This is a genomic window from Pseudomonas sp. D1HM (assembly GCF_019266105.1).
GTDB classification, from domain to species: domain Bacteria; phylum Pseudomonadota; class Gammaproteobacteria; order Pseudomonadales; family Pseudomonadaceae; genus Aquipseudomonas; species Aquipseudomonas taetrolens.
This window is the reverse complement of record NZ_LRMN01000020.1, coordinates 1-15,940: the sequence shown is the minus strand read 5'-3', so window position 1 is coordinate 15,940 and position 15,940 is coordinate 1. Positions and strand designations below refer to the sequence as shown.

The window sequence follows — 15,940 nt, the reverse complement described above, 5'->3', positions numbered from 1 at the left end:
CCTGTCGTGCTCAGTTAAAACCACTGGTGGAGATAAAATCGACATCGGTCTTGGGCTCGGCGCGCATCAACAGCTCGATGACCTGATTCAGCGTGCGCCCCTCGAACAGGATGGCGTGCAGGCCAGCGACCAACGGCATGTAAACATTCAGTTCCTGCGCCTTGGTCTTGAGCACTTTGAGGGTGTTCACCCCTTCAGCCACTTCGCCCAGACGGTTGACCGCTTCTTCGAGGCTCAATCCCTGCCCCAGGGCATAACCGACCTGATAGTTTCGGCTTTTAGCCGACGAGCAGGTCACAATCAAGTCACCAACACCGGCCAGGCCAAGAAAAGTCATTGGGTTGGCACCCTGACTGACGGCAAAGCGGGTCATTTCTGCCAAGGCACGGGTAATCAGCATGCTCTTGGTGTTTTCGCCCATGCCCAGCGCCACGGCCATGCCGGCGATGATCGCGTAAACGTTTTTCAACGCCCCGCCCAGCTCCACGCCGAACCGGTCGGCACTGGCATACACCCGGAACGTGCGGCCGTGCAGAGCAGCCTGAACCTCAGTGCACAAAGCTTCGTCAGCACTGGCCACTACCGTGGCGGTCAGCGCATGCTCGGCGACTTCGCGGGCCAGGTTGGGCCCGGACAACACGCCAATGCGCGCTTGCGGGGCTATTTCTTCGAGGATTTCGCTCATCAGCTTGAAACTGTGCGCCTCGATCCCCTTGGTCAGGCTGACCAGCATTTTTCCGCTCAAGCGCTCGGCATGCACCGCCAGCACATTGCGCAATGCGCTGGATGGCAATGCCACAAAGCACAGTTCGCAAGTGTCGAGGGTCGCTTGCAAGTCAGTGACCGGCTCGACGCCCGGGTGAATCTTGATGCCTTTAAGGTAACGAGGGTTCTCTCGATTGAGGCGAATCGCCTCGGCTTGCTCAGGATCGCGCATCCACTGATGCACACGATGACCGTTCTCTGCCAGCAAGTTGGCCACGGCGGTGCCGAAACTCCCGCCTCCCAAGACCGCAATAGCGCGCTGTTCCGTCATATGAAAACCCGTTTTCCATCTAGCTGTGGCAATCCCCGCATTATACGGAGCACATCCCTCGCGACTACCCCCAAGGCAAATGCTTGTGTGATTGAGTTCCCGGAAATATAGACAGGCCCGACTGGAAAAGCAGAGCGGCTCGGTTAACATGCCGCCTCGCTATTCATACTTTCTTTAGGGGCAGCTCTGCTGCAGGCAAGAATGACCGCTCTCAGTCGCTGGGATATCCATACCCGGACACAGATGATGAGTCTGGGCCCGGCCTTGTTATTGACCTTGTTGTTAATCAGCTTTTTTACCTTCGTGCGGATCCAGGACTTGCGTCAGGAGCTGAACCGCACAGGCCAGCTGATTGCCAGCCAACTGGCACCGGCCACGGAATACGGGGTGATATCCGGCAATACCCACGTACTGGAAACCTTGATCAAAGCCTCGCTGAACACGCCCCACGTTCAGTTCGTGCAGGTTCAGGGACGGACTGACAACGTACTGGCACACGCGGAACAACCGGCGTCAGACTCTGATCCACACTCACAGATCGACGTGTTCCAGGCGCCGGTCCGACTGCAGACAAGTCCGCCCGACCCTGTCTTCCTGTCCAGCAACGACCCTGTAGCGGCGCCGAGAGAGGACTATCTGGGCCGGGTCCTGGTGGGCATGTCCAATGAGTCATTCAATGAGCGCCAGCACGAGATCCTGCTGAAAGCCGTGATCCTCGCGCTGTTTGCACTGGGTTTCACTTTCCTGCTGGCCAAACGCCTGGCGGCCAACCTGTCCAGGCCCATCAGCGACATGAGCAATGCTGTCAAAGCCATCCAGCAAGGCGACTACAAAACCCCGCTGCCCGTGGTTGACGATGGCGAGCTGGGCAGCCTGGCACAGCATATCAACAACCTGGCCGAAGCCCTGGAACAAGCCAGTCGCGAACAGAAGACCACCATTGCGCAGTTGATCCAGACCCGCGAAGAGGCCGAGCAGGCCAACCGTGCCAAAACCGATTTTCTGGCGATGATGAGTCACGAATTGCGTACACCGATGAATGGCGTATCGGGGATGCTGCAGCTTCTGGAAACCACCGAAATGACCGAGGAGCAGGTTGAATATGCCGCCCTCGCCTCCGAGTCCACGGAGCATCTGCTCAAGGTCATCAACGATATTCTCGACTTCTCGCGAATTGAGCGCTCGACGCTGGAACTCGAGCACATTCCTTTCAATCTCGCCGACCTGATCAACACCAGCGCCCAAGCCTTCCAGCACAGCGCCGGGCAACGTGGCCTGCAGTTACAACTGAGCATTCCCGACGACCTGCCGGGCTTGCATGTGCTGGGCGATCCCACCCGGATCCGGCAAATCCTGGTAAACCTGATTGGCAACGCCCTGAAATTTACCGAACACGGACGGGTACTCATCGAACCCCGCAGTCAACCGCTGGATCACGAACTGATCTGGTTTACCTGCACCGTGAGCGACAGCGGTATCGGAATCAGCACCGACAAACTGGAATCGATGTTCAATGCCTTCCAGCAAGCAGACAGTTCGATTTCGCGGCGTTATGGCGGTACGGGCCTGGGCCTGCCAATCGCCCGCACCCTGGCCGAACGCATGGGCGGCACGCTACATGCCAAGAGCGAGGAGGCTCGGGGCTCGGTGTTTACGCTGGAGATTCCTCTGGCACTGCACCACCCCGTTGCGCCCGGCAGCAGACCGGCCCCGGAGGCCGAGCCGGTGCTCCCTGCCGGGCGCCGGGTGTTGCTGGTCGAAGACAACAAGGTCAATCAATCCGTCATTGCCGCGATGCTGAGCAGCCTGGGCTATGAGGTGAGTGTCGTCAGTGACGGTGCGCAAGCGATCCATCGAGCCAACACCGAATGCTTTGCGGCGATCCTGATGGACTGCCGCCTACCGATCATCGACGGCTATGAAGCGACCCGGCAAATCCGCCAACTGACGGGCGGCACTGCGCTGCCGATCATTGCCTTGACTGCCAACGCGTTGCAGGGTGACCGGGAGACCTGTTTGCTGGCCGGAATGAACGATTACCTTGCAAAGCCCTTCAAACGGGCTGATCTGGAACAAATTCTGCTGCATTGGGTCCAGTAACTTATGGCGAATGAACCACCTGCGACTGGCGTTAATGGCAAAAGTGCGGCAGTCTTAGGCACCCGAATGGGTCGATTAACCGGCCCGGTTTAAATTTTCAGTGCACAAGTGTACATTCCTGTCCTTAGCGCTGTGACTTTCACTACAACGCAATAGTCTATGTGTAGGCTGGCGAACTGAAACTCGATGTTTCAGTTGGTCGGGAAGATTTGCCCCACCCTGCCGCATGGGATTATTGAGGAGCTCGCATGACCAAACAAAACGCCTTTACTCGGGAAGATTTGCTGCGCTGTAGCCGCGGCGAGCTGTTCGGCCCAGGTAACGCGCAACTGCCCGCCCCTAACATGCTGATGGTGGATCGCATCACCCATATCAGCGAAGAGGGTGGCAAGTACGGCAAAGGTGAATTGGTCGCCGAGCTGGATATCAATCCAGACCTGTGGTTCTTCGCCTGTCACTTCGAAGGTGATCCGGTGATGCCGGGCTGCCTGGGCCTCGATGCCATGTGGCAGCTGGTTGGCTTTTTCCTGGGCTGGCAAGGTTTGCCAGGCCGTGGCCGGGCCCTGGGCTCGGGCGAGGTGAAATTCTTCGGCCAGGTCTTGCCGACCGCCAAGAAGATCACTTACAACATTCATATCAAGCGTGTTCTGCGCGGCAAGTTGAACCTGGCCATTGCCGATGGTTCCGTCAGCGTTGACGGCCGCGAAATCTACACCGCCGAAGGCCTTCGGGTCGGCGTTTTTACATCCACTGAAAACTTCTAAGGGTTATCCGCATGCGCCGCGTCGTTATCACTGGTCTGGGCATCGTTTCGTGCCTGGGCAATGACAAAGAGACCGTCTCCGCTAACCTGCGTGCAAGTCGCCCTGGCATCCGATTCAACCCGGAATATGCCGAAATGGGTCTGCGTAGCCAGGTTTCCGGCTCCATTGACCTGCCTCTCGAAGAGCTGATTGATCGCAAGATCTATCGCTTCGTCGGCCACGCAGCGGCTTACGCCTATCTGGCCATGAAAGACGCCATCACTGACTCGGGCCTGAGCGAGGAGCAAGTCTCCAACCCGCGTACCGGTCTGATCGCCGGCTCTGGCGGCGCGTCGACCTTGAACCAGATGGAAGCGCTGGACATCCTGCGTGAAAAAGGCGTGAAACGTGTTGGCCCGTACCGCGTAACGCGGACCATGAGCAGCACTGTTTCGGCTTGCCTGGCCACTCCGTTCAAAATCAAGGGCCTGAACTACTCCATCGCTTCTGCCTGCGCGACCAGTGCTCACTGCATCGGTACTGCCATGGAGCAGATCCAGATGGGCAAGCAGGACATCGTGTTTGCTGGTGGTGGCGAAGAAGAGCATTGGAGCCAGTCGTTCCTGTTCGACGCCATGGGCGCGCTGTCCAGCCAGTACAACGATACCCCTGAAAAAGCCTCCCGTGCCTATGACGCCAAGCGTGACGGTTTCGTCATCGCCGGTGGCGGCGGTATGGTTGTGGTTGAAGAGCTGGAACATGCTCTGGCCCGTGGCGCAAAAATCTATGCCGAAATCGTTGGCTACGGCGCAACGTCCGACGGCTACGACATGGTTGCGCCAAGCGGTGAAGGTGCAATTCGCTGCATGCAAATGGCGATGTCCACCGTTGATGCTCCGATTGACTACCTGAACACCCACGGCACCTCGACGCCGGTCGGCGACATTGCCGAGATGAAAGGCGTGCGTGAAGTGTTCGGCGAAAACGCACCGGCAATCAGCTCCACCAAGAGCCTGTCGGGTCACTCCCTGGGCGCCGCCGGCGTTCACGAAGCGATCTACTGCATGCTGATGATGGAAGGCAACTTCATGGCCGGCTCGGCCAACATTGAAGAGCTGGACCCAGCGGTCGCAGACATGCCGATCCTGACCAAAACCCGCGAAAATGCCACCATCAACACCGTGATGAGCAACAGCTTCGGCTTCGGTGGCACCAATGCCACTCTGGTTCTGAAGCGCTGGGAAGGCAAGTAAGCCCTCAGCTCGCGACATAAAAATGCCCCGACCGGTTCGGGGCATTTTTTTGCCTGGCCTAAAGCGGCCGGCTTTTTTTCGGCAACACTGACAAGAAATTATCCTTGGCGACCTTGTGCGCCACTGCCTCGGGCAACGCATCGAGAAACGGGTCAAAGCTGCGTAATTCCTCACCCAATTTATCGAAGCGCCCCACTACATCCGAGCCCAGCATAAACCGCTCCGGAAACCGCTCAACCAACGCCACCCATTCAGGTCTTGCCTTGCCTTGCTCATCCAGCAAATACGGCGTGAGCATGCTCCAGGACAGGTCTATGTAGAGATTGGGGTAAGCGGCCAGTAACCGGGCAAGCGTTGGCAACAGAAAGGGCATTTCTTCCTGATGCCGATGAATCTCGGCACTTGTACCCGCATGCGCCCAGATGAAACGGGTGCCGGGATGCTTGCTCAAGGGTTCTTCGAGTTCTGCCAGATACAGCGGGTTCTTCTCGCGCTTGGACGTGATGTTGGAGTGCAGCAAAACGGGCAAGTCATGTTCAGCGGCCAACGTGTACACCTTCATCATGGCCTCGTTGTTGGCGCGCGGCGTATCGCCGGAGATCAGCGCCGTCAGGTCATCGTGACGGGTGAACACTTCGCCAATGCCTTGCCATAACCCCGGGTCGAGATCGAGCATGCGCTGAATGTGCGCCGCTGCATTCTTGTCATTGGGGTTAAATCCCGACAGGAACGGGTGAAAGTGCGCTCGCTGCTTCGGGCTCAGCTTATTGATTGCCGCAGCCACCCACACATCGGTCGCGCTGTACCAATACGCATCGGCATCATCGCCAGCGTAGTAACGCGGGCGCTTGGGCTCGTCTTCATGCCATTTTTTGGCCACGGGTATCCCCGAGATCATCACGTGCTCAATGTGATGGCTGGCCATTGCCTCAAGCAACGCATCCATGCCTGCCGTTTCCTGGAAGAAGTCTACGTAATGCAGGTGGGCATCGCTGTAGGTGTAGTCACGAGCCTGAGCCCAGGTGCTGGCCATCAGCACCGCCATCGCAAGCCCCGTATATTTAAATAACTGCATGATTCCCCCTCCGTTGACTGCGATAGACACGACTGGCACCACAAGGGTTCAGGTACTCGATCAAATGGAACGCATGGTGCGCGGTATGCTCTATAAAGATCAGGTCCCTTAATCACTGCCAAGTTGAGGTTTGCCATGACTGTTACCGTAAATACCTTGTCGCACGATAACTTTCGTCACAGTGTCATGATCGATGATCACGAAGTGTTTACCGACCTTCCCGCCTCCATGGGCGGCGAAAGCTCTGCGCCCTCTCCGCACGACTACTTCGATGCCGCGCTGGGTGCCTGCAAGGCCTTGACCCTCAAGCTGTACGCGCAGAAGAAGGACATTCCGCTCACCGGGGTGACGGTTGAGGTTAAACACGATGCCAGTGCAGAGCAGCAAGGCAAGTACGCCCTGCACGTCAAACTGACGCTCAAAGGGGTATTGACGGATGCACAGCGCGATGAGCTGCACCGTGTGGCTGACAAGTGCCCCGTGCATAAATTGATGACAACCGCTGATGTCACCATCGAAACCCACCTGTCTGAAGGTGCTTTCAGCCAGTAGGCAATTGAGCCCGCTGCCAGTACGGGAGCGTTGGGTTATGCTCAACGCTCCTTCGTTCCAGGAACAGCGTCATGCCATCTCTCACCATCATTCGTCCTCGTGCCGAAGAGGTTGAAGGCCAACCCATCTTGCGCCCTCTGCCTTCAGCCAAATGCCGCAGTGTCGGACCTTTCGTATTTTTCGACCACATGCTGCGCACCCATTACCCGGCTGGCCACGGCATGAATATCCGGCAGCATCCGCATATTGGCCTGTCGACCCTGACTTACTTGTTTGAAGGCCAGCTCCAGCATAAAGACAGCCTGGGCTCTGACCAGCAGGTGGGCCCGGGTGAAGTCAGCTGGATGACCGCCGGCGCGGCCATTGCCCACATTGAGCGCACACCCGCTGCATTGCTGGCGCAAGGCTCAACATTGAGCGGGCTGCAAGTGTGGCTGGCCTCCCCCAAAGAACACGAGCAAGGGGCTGGTCATTACAGCCACCATGACGCTGGCAGCTTGCCGTTCAGCGATAACCTGGGCGTCAGGATTCGTCTGATTGCAGGCACGGGTTTTTGCATGACCTCCCCCGTACCGGTGCTGTCACCTACGCTGTACGCGCAAGTGCACATGCAAACAGCCACGACCCTGCTCATCCCTGCAGAACACCCCGAACGCGCGCTGTATGTCCTGGAAGGTGAAGCATTGCTCGATGGCCAGGCGCTTGAGCCACACTGCCTGGTCGTGTTGCCTGAGGGTGAAGACGTGACGCTATGTGCAGAAAGCGACTGCCATGCGGTCATCATCGGTGGATCGCCGCTGGAGGGGCCGCGAAGAATGAACTGGAACTTCGTTGCCAGCGACCCAGCGCTCATCGAGCAAGCGAGAACCCGCTGGGCTGCGGGGGATTGGCCGACCGTACCCGGTGAAACCGGACGTATCGAGTTGCCTTGAAGGCCGAGTCCGAGCCACTTAGCCATTGCCGCCAGGTCCTTCCGGCGGCTTGCTGGATATGACGTCTTACAGGGTCATCGCTGCTACCCAGCCAAAGGCCAGTAGTGGCAGGTTGTAATGCAAGAACGTGGGGACCACGGTGTCCCATATGTGGTGATGCTGACCGTCGATATTCAGGCCAGAGGTCGGCCCCAGGGTTGAGTCCGAGGCCGGAGAGCCCGCATCACCCAAGGCACCCGCCGTACCGACAATGCACACGATGGCCATCGGGCTGAAACCCAGCTGCACACACAGCGGCACGAATATCGCCGCCAGAATCGGTACCGTCGAGAAAGACGAACCGATCCCCATGGTCACCAGCAGGCCGACCAGCAGCATCAGCAACGCGCCCCAACCCTTACTGTGATTGATCCAGCCTGCAGACGCCTCAACCAGCGATTTAACTTCGCCGGTGGCTTTCATGACTTCGGCAAAACCTGAGGCGGCGATCATGATGAATCCGATCATGGCCATCATCTTCATGCCTTCCGTGAACAGGTCGTCCGTCTCACGCCAGCGGACAATGCCCGACACCGAAAAAATCAGAAAGCCCGCCAGTGCACCGATGATCATGGAGCCCAGCCATAGCTGAATGATAAACGCGGCGGCAATGGCTCCCCCGGCTACCAACAGGGTCAACGGGTTATAACTGACGGCAACTTGCTCAACCTGTTCAATCCTGGCCAGGTCATATTCGCGCTTTTTGCGGTAACTGATAAAAACCGCCACCAACAAGCCCACCAGCATCCCCAGCGCGGGAATCGCCATTGCGTGAGTGACATTGACCTGACTGACGTCGACCCCGCCCTTGCCGACATTGGCCAGCAGGATCTGGTTCAGGAAGATGTTGCCGAAGCCCACGGGCAAGAAGATATAAGGCGTGATCAAGCCAAATGTCATGACACAAGCAATCAGCCGGCGGTCAATCTTCAGCTTGGTCAGCACATACAACAGGGGCGGAACCAACAGGGGAATAAAAGCGATATGGATGGGCAGAATGTTTTGCGAAGAAATCGCCACCACCAGCAATAGACCGATCAGAAGCCACTTTATGCGGCTACCACCGCCCAGCTGCTGCCTGTTGACCATTGTCAGGGCCTTGTCGGCCAATGCGTGGGCCAGACCGGACTTGGCAATCGCAACGGCAAAGGCACCCAACATTGCGTAAGACAACGCAACCGTTGCGCCTCCACCCAGCCCACTGTTAAAGGCATTGAGCGTGGCTTCGATGCCCAACCCGCCCACGAGACCGCCGACGACAGCCCCGACAATCAGAGCGATGACCACATGCACACGGGACAGGCTGAGCACCAGCATGATGCCGACCGCGGCAATTACTGCATTTATCATTACAACCTCATAGCGATAGCGCGCACCACGATAAAACACCGTAAAGCGGAAAATTCCGGACGCAGACTGTTGTTCACGCTGCCGGTTCTGGAAGGTGGGACATATTTGAGGGCGCACACTTTGCAACAGCACCGCGACCTTGTCAAAGCACGCTCAACAAGCCTCCCCTCAGCCTCGCCAGCCGATTTCGGGCTTGATCCCCGAAGCGCTGATCCCCTGCCGCGCGCGAGGTTGTCAATACTGATAATTCAGCCCTGCGCGTAAAGAAACGTCCCGAGCGGCCGCTAACAAGCAAAGCCTCTTTTTAGGATGTCGTCATGTCGCTCAGACAACTTTCCATCCAATGGAAAATCACCCTGCTTGCCGGACTTTGCCTGTTGGGTATTGTGACGTTGCTGGTCGGGCTTTCGCTTTACCGCATGAATCACACCGCCGAGCTGGTGAAGGCGTCCAGTGCGCACATGCTCAATGAAGCCGCGCAAGCGCGTATTGAAGCTCAGGGTGAAGCGCAGGCATTGTCGATCAGCCGCCAGTTCATGGACGCCTACCAGTACGGCAACGGCTTTGCCCGACAAGTCCTGTTTCTGCGTGAGCAATCTGAAAAACGCTTTCTGGATGCATTCGACCTTCGCGAAGACCTGACCCGTCAGGTGAAAGCGGCCTTGCAGGCCAATCCGGATTTGCTCGGCCTGTCTCTGGTATTTGAAGCCAACGCCCTGGATGGAAAAGATCAACTGTTCGACCACCAGCCCGAGCTGGGCAGCAATGACAAAGGGCGCTTTGCCCTTTATTGGTCGCAACCGACACCCGGCACACTGACCTCGATGGCCCTGCCGGAAACGGACATGTCCGATACCCGTACCGGCCCCAGCGGCCAGGCCAATAACACGTGGTTTACCTGCCCTCGCACAACACTCAAGCCGTGCATCATCGAGCCCTACATGTACGCGATCGACGGGCAGAACGTCTTGCTGACCAGCATCGTTTTCCCGCTGCTGATCAACGGCAAGCTCGTCGCTTCGCTCTCGGTTGATATCAACCTGAACAGCTTGCAAGCCATGAGCCTGAAAGCCAGCCAGAAGCTTTACGACGGGCAAACCAGCGTGAGCATCGTCAGTTCGGCCGGCGTACTGGCCGGTTTCAGCGATGATTCAAACAAGCTGGGTCAACGCTTCGATCAGGTAGACCCTGCCAATGGTCCATCGCTGATGCAAATGATGACCGGCGGCGGTCCGACACAAAGCATTCGCGATCATTCAAGGCTGAAAGTGCTGACACCGTTTCTCCCGATCCCTGGCAGCCAACCCTGGGGCGTTTTGCTCGATGTGCCGGAGAAGGTGCTGGTCGGCCCTGCAGAGGCTCTGCAAGCAGAGCTGAACGAGCGCAACAGCGCAGGTGCCCTGACGGAGCTGGGCCTGGGTGTTCTGGCTGCGATCATAGGTCTGCTGCTGGTATGGTTGATGGCCCGCAGCGTCACGCGGCCAATCCTCAACGTGGCCAACATGCTCGAAGACATTGCCAGTGGTGAGGGCGATCTGACTCGGCGCCTGACCTACGATAAAAAAGACGAACTGGGGCAATTGGCTGGCTGGTTCAACCGGTTTCTCGACAAACTGCAGCCGGTCATCGCCGAGGTCAAGCGTTCGGTACAGGATGCGCGTAACACAGCGGATCAATCGGCGGCCATTGCCGCTCAAACCAGTGCAGGCATGGAGCAGCAATACCGCCAGGTCGATCAGGCCGCCACGGCATCCCATGAAATGAGCGCAACGGCGCAAGATGTTGCGCGCAGCGCTGCTCAGGCGGCCCAGGCCGCTCGCGATGCCGATCAGGCAACTCGCGAGGGCCTCACCATCATTGATCGCACCACCACCAGCATCGACCTGCTGGCCGCCGATATGAGTGTGGCCATGACACAAGTCGAGGGGCTGGCCGCCAATAGCGAGAAGATTGGCTCGGTCCTTGAGGTCATTCGTGCCATTGCGGAACAGACCAACTTGCTTGCCCTCAATGCCGCGATTGAAGCGGCACGGGCAGGTGAGGCCGGACGCGGTTTCGCCGTAGTGGCCGATGAAGTGCGCAATCTGGCACGCCGGACCCAGGAGTCAGTCGAAGAAACCCGCCAGGTGATTGAGCAATTACAAGCCGGTACCCAAGACGTCGTAAGCTCCATGGACAACAGTCATCGCCAGGCACAAGGCAGTGTCGAGCAAGTGAGCCAGGCGGTGACAGCCTTGCAGCAAATCGGCAGCGCCGTGACCGTGATTACCGACATGAACTTACAGATTGCCAGCGCTGCGGAGGAGCAAAGTGCCGTGGCCGAAGAGATCAACAGTAACGTGAGCACCATCCGCGATGTCACCGAATCATTATCCGGGCAGGCGAATGAGTCAGCACGAGTCAGCCAGTCACTCAACTCGCTGGCGAACCAGCAGCAAAAACTGATGGATCAGTTCCGCGTCTGAGGTATAGATCCGTGAGCGACGACGGCTCAGAGCCGTCGCCGCTTACAAGAGGCGACCCGGAAGCCGGATCACAACCAACAATCCGCCCATCGACCCCGTTTCCAGCTGCATCTCCCCTCCCCATGCATCCACAATATCCCGCACAATTCCCAAACCCAAGCCATGGCCATTGGTTTGCTCGTCCAGACGCGTTCCCCGACTGAACACCTGATCACGCTCAGACTCCGGAATGCCCGGGCCGTCGTCCTGCACTTCAATAACAAACCCCGTTGGCGTTTGCTGAATACTCAGCTCTACTTGGGCGTCTGCCCATTTGCAGGCGTTATCCAGCAGGTTGCCGAGCAGCTCGAGCATGTCTTCCCGATCCCAGGGCATATGCAGGCCCGGCGAAGCATTCAACTTCAGTTCAAGGTGCGTGCCGTGGATCATGCCAAGAGTGGCCAGCAGCCCAGGCAATTCCCTGTCGACATCAAATTGCGCGCCCGGTAACGCATCCCCGGCCAGCCGGGCCCGATTAAGCTCTCGGCTCATGCGTTGCTGTATCTGTTCCAGTTGCTCATGCAGGGTGTGTTGTATTCGGGGGTAAGCGGCAAGCTGCTCATCCTTTGCCAGACTGAACAAAACAGCCAGCGGTGTTTTCAATGCGTGGCCCAGGTTGCCCAGCGCATTGCGCGAGCGCTTCAGGTTGTCTTCAGTGTGTGCCAGCAAATGGTTGATTTGGGTGACCAGAGGTTCAAGTTCAAGCGGCACCTGCGTATCGAGTTGCGAGCGTTGCCCTGACTGCAACTGAACGATTTGCTTGCGCGCTGTTTCCAGTGGCCGCAAAGCCCGGCGAACCGTCAGCCGCTGCAGCAACAAAATGACCATGAGGGCAAACACACCAATGCCTAACCCGATACGCTGAACCTGCTTGAAGCTGTCACGTATCGGCGTGTAGTCCTGCGCAACACTGATGGAAACTGCCTGACCAAAGCGTTGGTAATTGCTGCGCAAAACCAGCAGCATCTGCCCCTCGGGGCCCGGCTGAAGCTCGCTGTCCAGGCCTGGCTGGCTGGAGCTCGGCAACTGCGCATCCCACAACGAACGTGAGCGCCAATGGATATCCCCGAACTCGATGCTGAAATAGTGCCCGGAGAAGGGTCGCTGGTAAGCAGGTGACAATCGCCGCTCATCCAGCTGTAAACCCTGGGGGCCTCGACTCAAGGCTATCAACAGGTTTTCGCTGTCATTTTGCAAGCCGGACTCCAGGTAACGCTGGAGACCACTTTCAAACAACCAGAGACTGACCTGACCGACCACCAGACCCGCAATCAGCAAGACACTGACCAGGCCCAGGCTCAATCGCTGCTGAATGGATTTCACTGGGGGACTGCGCCGAATATATAGCCTTGGCCACGACGGGTCTCAATCACTGCTCGCCCAAGCTTGCGCCGCAGATGATTGACATGAACCTCCAGCACATTGGAGTCACGCTCGGTCTCACCGTCGTAGAGATGTTCAGCCAAGTGGCTTTTTGAGAGTATTTGCTGCGGGTGCAGCATGAAATAGCGCAGCAGACGAAATTCGGCCGCCGTCAGTTGTATCTCGGTGCCCTCATTGATCACGCATTGACGTGCCTCATCCAGATGCAACCCCGCAGACTGCAAGAGTGGCTGGTTCGACTGGCCATGAGAACGGCGCAATAACGCCTGGACGCGCAGCTGTAGTTCCTCTGGATGAAACGGCTTGGTCACATAATCATCCGCTCCAGCCTTAAGCCCTTCAATGCGTTCGGACCAGGAGCTGCGTGCAGTCAAAATCAGTACGGGCGTCGCAAGCCCTTGCGTACGCCATTGCTTGAGGACATCAATTCCGGGAAGCCCCGGCAGGCCCAAATCGAGAATGATCAGGTCATACGGTTCTGTCTGCCCCTGATAAAGGGCATCACGGCCATCAGCCAACCAATCCACTGCATAACCTGCACGAGTCAAACCAGCCATTAACTCGTCAGCCAAAGGTACATGATCCTCTACCAGCAACAAGCGCATTAATCATCCACCTCATCTTTAAGCAACTGACCATTACTCGCGTTCAACTTGACCTCACGCACAATACCGCTGGTGGTTAACAACTCGACTTCGTAGACATAAATATCGTCATCCTCCTCGAGCTCCACCTCCAGCAGCTTTGCGCCTGAGTGACGCTCAAGAACCTTTTGAAGAAGCTGCTCCAACGGCATGATTACACCTTGCACCCGCAAACGCAGCGCTTCGTCCTGGCCTAAATCCCGCGCCTGAGCCAAAGAGCAGAGCGCACAGATCATCAGCACGACAAGCCCGCCAATTCGCACATTCACAGTCATCACTTGCCTCAACGGCCTCCATACGGTTTCATTTTTGCCACATCAAAGGTGTGAACCATAGCGCTATTGGCTTAATTGAAGCTGAAGGCGCCGTAAATAGTGCCCCATTGCACAGTGAACGGGGCCGCTATTCTCGCTCACAGAGCGTTAACTGTTAAACTGCGCGCCTGCATACATCGCCTGGCGATAGCCATTTATTCAAGAGCTATAAAACTGTGGAAATTTTCAAAGAGTTTACCTTCGAATCTGCGCATCGCCTGCCTTACGTTCCGCAAGGGCACAAATGCGGACGCCTGCATGGTCACTCCTTCAAAGTGGCGATCCACTTAAGCGGTGATATTGACCCTGCAACAGGCTGGATCCGGGACTTCTCGGAAATCAAGGCGATCTTCAAGCCGCTTTATGAGCAGCTTGATCACAATTACCTGAATGACATTCCAGGGCTGGAAAACCCAACCAGCGAAGTATTGGCCAAGTGGATTTGGCAACAGCTGAAGCCGTTGCTTCCAGAATTGTCCGCGATACGCATTCACGAAACCTGCACCAGTGGTTGCATCTACTACGGTGATTGATACATCCGCTTAAAAACCCCACCTGCCCGGTTAATGCCCGTCAGTTAAGGACGGTACGATCTGAACCTGTAGGCGCGAGCTTGCTCGCGATGGCTTCCAAAACGCTGTGTTAATCCAGCAGCACACGCGTTCTCATTAGCGACTATCGCGAGCAAGGCTCGCGCCTACAAAGACATTTCCCCTTAACTGACGAGCATTAACCTGCCCGGTGTTTTTTTTGCATTCGAAAAAAGTGCGGGCAGTGCCGTAATTAACAGCAGACCTTGACTGCCCTACGTATCCGTCCGACCAAGTCATCTTCCCAGCCCCGCGAGGCCAGGACATGGTGTGCACTTAAATTTAGGTGGACACCCGTTCTAGCCTTTTAAGCGGGTATTTCATGCAGCCACAACGCCGTTCCTACTCCAAGTCCTTCAAGGCCCAAGTCATTCAAGAGTGTGCCCAGCCCGGTGCTTCTATTGCCAGCATCGCGCTCAGCCATAGCCTCAACGCAAACCTTGTCCATAAATGGATTCGGGTACAAACGCAGAAAAACACGGTGCCACAACCTGCGTTTATTCCGTTACCCATGCAGCTGGCCGGAGTAAATTCGCAAGCTGCATCATCGAATATCTGCGTTGAGATCCAGCACCCGCGTGGCACCGTCAAAGTGAACTGGCCAACTGAAAGTGCTGCTGCGATGATTCGCATCGACTCCATCTGGCTCGCCCACCGAGCCGATGGACATGCGAGCTGGCAGGTGGCAGCCGATCTAGCTACTTACGCGGGGCCTGATGCTCGTGTGTATGCAAATAAACCGGTGAGAAATATGATTAATATTCGTGAAGCTACTAAAGCCGACCTAGATGTTCTACGTGAAATCGGCTGTGAGACCTACCAAGAGCATTTTTCGGACATCTGGTCTCTCTCCGGCATGCAAGACTTTCTTAATCAAGACTTTTCCCCTAACTTGCTCGGCAAATCACTCGAATCCTCCACTTGCCATTTGTGGCTTATAGCTTCAAACGAAAGCGACAGGGTCGTAGGCTTTGCCAAAGTTAACTGGTCAACGCCTGCGCCTTTAACTGGTGAATTGGGTGCGGAGCTTCAAAAAATTTACTTTCTCAAATCCGAAGCAGGACGAGGATATGGGAAACAACTCCTGCACTTCATTTGCAGCCGAGCGAGAGAGCGCGGAGAACGCTTGCTGTGGCTTGACGTACTCAAGACCAACTCAAATGCGCGGCGATTCTATGAGGGTTTCGGTTTCCAAGAAATCGGTGAAATCCCTTTCAAAACTGACTTGGTTGAAATTGGAATGGTAGCAATGGCATGTGAACTTTCCCGATAGGCATATTCGACGACCTTCCTGTCGGTAGGTCGTCATTAACGACAACGCGGAAAAAGCCAGATGACTTTACCGGACACTTACTGCCCTACACCTCAAGCGCTGAGGAAGACTTTTCTCGGCACAAAAACAAACCCCCCTGTCTGCGTGAGCAG

The 15,940-nt window shown here is 56.7% G+C and carries 14 protein-coding genes and 2 pseudogenes; 10 read left to right on the top strand and 6 right to left on the bottom strand.

Annotated features, from left to right (window positions below):
* Positions 1-10 precede the first annotated feature (10 nt).
* Positions 11-1,036: an NAD(P)H-dependent glycerol-3-phosphate dehydrogenase gene (locus AWM69_RS18865; protein ID WP_048382930.1), complete on the bottom strand. Its 1,026-nt coding sequence runs from the start codon at positions 1,034-1,036 to the stop codon at positions 11-13.
* A 201-nt stretch (positions 1,037-1,237) separates the two neighbouring features.
* Between AWM69_RS18865 and AWM69_RS18860 the strand changes: the two genes are divergently transcribed.
* The 3 genes from AWM69_RS18860 (at position 1,238) to fabB (ending at position 5,132) form a co-directional block, all read left to right on the top strand.
* A complete protein-coding gene (locus AWM69_RS18860) occupies positions 1,238-3,136 on the top strand; it encodes an ATP-binding protein (protein ID WP_218727953.1) in 1,899 nt (632 codons plus the stop codon).
* A 248-nt stretch (positions 3,137-3,384) separates the two neighbouring features.
* Entirely contained in the window at positions 3,385-3,900 is a 516-nt protein-coding gene (gene fabA / locus AWM69_RS18855) for a 3-hydroxyacyl-[acyl-carrier-protein] dehydratase FabA (RefSeq protein WP_048382928.1), read from the top strand.
* 11 nt (positions 3,901-3,911) lie between these two features.
* Positions 3,912-5,132: a beta-ketoacyl-ACP synthase I gene (gene fabB, locus AWM69_RS18850; RefSeq protein WP_048382927.1), complete on the top strand. Its 1,221-nt coding sequence runs from the start codon at positions 3,912-3,914 to the stop codon at positions 5,130-5,132.
* A gap of 58 nt (positions 5,133-5,190) precedes the next feature.
* Here fabB and AWM69_RS18845 read toward each other — a convergent pair whose 3' ends face one another.
* Entirely contained in the window at positions 5,191-6,207 is a 1,017-nt protein-coding gene (locus AWM69_RS18845; RefSeq protein ID WP_256930430.1) for an amidohydrolase family protein, read from the bottom strand.
* 135 nt (positions 6,208-6,342) lie between these two features.
* Between AWM69_RS18845 and AWM69_RS18840 the strand changes: the two genes are divergently transcribed.
* A complete protein-coding gene (locus AWM69_RS18840) occupies positions 6,343-6,759 on the top strand; it encodes an OsmC family protein (protein ID WP_218727951.1) in 417 nt (138 codons plus the stop codon).
* A 71-nt stretch (positions 6,760-6,830) separates the two neighbouring features.
* Complete coding sequence (locus AWM69_RS18835) at positions 6,831-7,691, top strand: pirin family protein (RefSeq protein WP_218727949.1); 861 nt, start codon at positions 6,831-6,833, stop codon at positions 7,689-7,691.
* Between the two features lie 66 nt (positions 7,692-7,757).
* Here AWM69_RS18835 and AWM69_RS18830 read toward each other — a convergent pair whose 3' ends face one another.
* Entirely contained in the window at positions 7,758-9,077 is a 1,320-nt protein-coding gene (locus AWM69_RS18830) for a Na+/H+ antiporter family protein (protein WP_162199360.1), read from the bottom strand.
* Between the two features lie 320 nt (positions 9,078-9,397).
* Between AWM69_RS18830 and AWM69_RS23140 the strand changes: the two are divergent.
* Positions 9,398-10,687 (top strand): annotated as a pseudogene (locus AWM69_RS23140) (HAMP domain-containing protein); the annotation flags it as partial.
* Between the two features lie 102 nt (positions 10,688-10,789).
* Entirely contained in the window at positions 10,790-11,545 is a 756-nt protein-coding gene (locus AWM69_RS23135; RefSeq protein ID WP_373274343.1) for a methyl-accepting chemotaxis protein, read from the top strand.
* A 42-nt stretch (positions 11,546-11,587) separates the two neighbouring features.
* Here the strand turns inward: AWM69_RS23135 and AWM69_RS18820 are convergent, their stop codons facing one another.
* Genes AWM69_RS18820 through AWM69_RS18810 form a run of 3 tightly spaced genes read right to left on the bottom strand, consistent with a single transcriptional unit; the run spans position 11,588 to position 13,886 of the window.
* Positions 11,588-12,907 (bottom strand): ATP-binding protein, encoded by a 1,320-nt coding sequence (locus tag AWM69_RS18820; RefSeq protein ID WP_218727946.1) that lies wholly within the window; start codon positions 12,905-12,907, stop codon positions 11,588-11,590.
* Positions 12,904-13,572 (bottom strand): response regulator transcription factor, encoded by a 669-nt coding sequence (locus tag AWM69_RS18815; RefSeq protein WP_218727944.1) that lies wholly within the window; start codon positions 13,570-13,572, stop codon positions 12,904-12,906. The genes AWM69_RS18820 and AWM69_RS18815 overlap by 4 nt, the downstream gene beginning before the upstream one ends.
* A complete protein-coding gene (locus tag AWM69_RS18810; RefSeq protein WP_048382919.1) occupies positions 13,572-13,886 on the bottom strand; it encodes a PepSY domain-containing protein in 315 nt (104 codons plus the stop codon). The genes AWM69_RS18815 and AWM69_RS18810 overlap by 1 nt, the downstream gene beginning before the upstream one ends.
* 215 nt (positions 13,887-14,101) lie before the next feature.
* Here AWM69_RS18810 and queD point away from each other — a divergent pair, with 215 nt between their 5' ends.
* The 3 genes and pseudogenes from queD to AWM69_RS18795 all read left to right on the top strand — a co-directional run bounded on the left by queD (position 14,102) and on the right by AWM69_RS18795 (position 15,788).
* Positions 14,102-14,458 carry a 6-carboxytetrahydropterin synthase QueD gene (gene queD, locus AWM69_RS18805; protein ID WP_048382918.1) on the top strand — a complete coding sequence of 119 codons (357 nt, stop codon included), beginning with the start codon at positions 14,102-14,104 and terminating at the stop codon, positions 14,456-14,458.
* A 379-nt stretch (positions 14,459-14,837) separates the two neighbouring features.
* Positions 14,838-14,969: pseudogene (locus AWM69_RS22920) on the top strand (transposase); the annotation flags it as partial.
* Positions 14,970-15,266: 297 nt separating this feature from the next.
* Positions 15,267-15,788 carry a GNAT family N-acetyltransferase gene (locus AWM69_RS18795; RefSeq protein WP_218728157.1) on the top strand — a complete coding sequence of 174 codons (522 nt, stop codon included), beginning with the start codon at positions 15,267-15,269 and terminating at the stop codon, positions 15,786-15,788.
* Positions 15,789-15,940 lie beyond the last annotated feature (152 nt).

Coding starts and splice junctions, on each gene's coding strand:
- AWM69_RS18840 (WP_218727951.1), top strand. CDS start 6,343: ATGACTGTTACCGTAAATACCTTGTCGCACGATAACTTTCGTCACAGT.
- fabB (WP_048382927.1), top strand. CDS start 3,912: ATGCGCCGCGTCGTTATCACTGGTCTGGGCATCGTTTCGTGCCTGGGC.
- fabA (WP_048382928.1), top strand. CDS start 3,385: ATGACCAAACAAAACGCCTTTACTCGGGAAGATTTGCTGCGCTGTAGC.
- AWM69_RS18810 (WP_048382919.1), bottom strand. CDS start 13,886: ATGACTGTGAATGTGCGAATTGGCGGGCTTGTCGTGCTGATGATCTGT.
- AWM69_RS18845 (WP_256930430.1), bottom strand. CDS start 6,207: ATGCAGTTATTTAAATATACGGGGCTTGCGATGGCGGTGCTGATGGCC.
- AWM69_RS18865 (WP_048382930.1), bottom strand. CDS start 1,036: ATGACGGAACAGCGCGCTATTGCGGTCTTGGGAGGCGGGAGTTTCGGC.
- AWM69_RS18815 (WP_218727944.1), bottom strand. CDS start 13,572: ATGCGCTTGTTGCTGGTAGAGGATCATGTACCTTTGGCTGACGAGTTA.
- AWM69_RS23135 (WP_373274343.1), top strand. CDS start 10,790: ATGGAGCAGCAATACCGCCAGGTCGATCAGGCCGCCACGGCATCCCAT.
- AWM69_RS18795 (WP_218728157.1), top strand. CDS start 15,267: ATGATTAATATTCGTGAAGCTACTAAAGCCGACCTAGATGTTCTACGT.
- AWM69_RS18860 (WP_218727953.1), top strand. CDS start 1,238: ATGACCGCTCTCAGTCGCTGGGATATCCATACCCGGACACAGATGATG.
- AWM69_RS18835 (WP_218727949.1), top strand. CDS start 6,831: ATGCCATCTCTCACCATCATTCGTCCTCGTGCCGAAGAGGTTGAAGGC.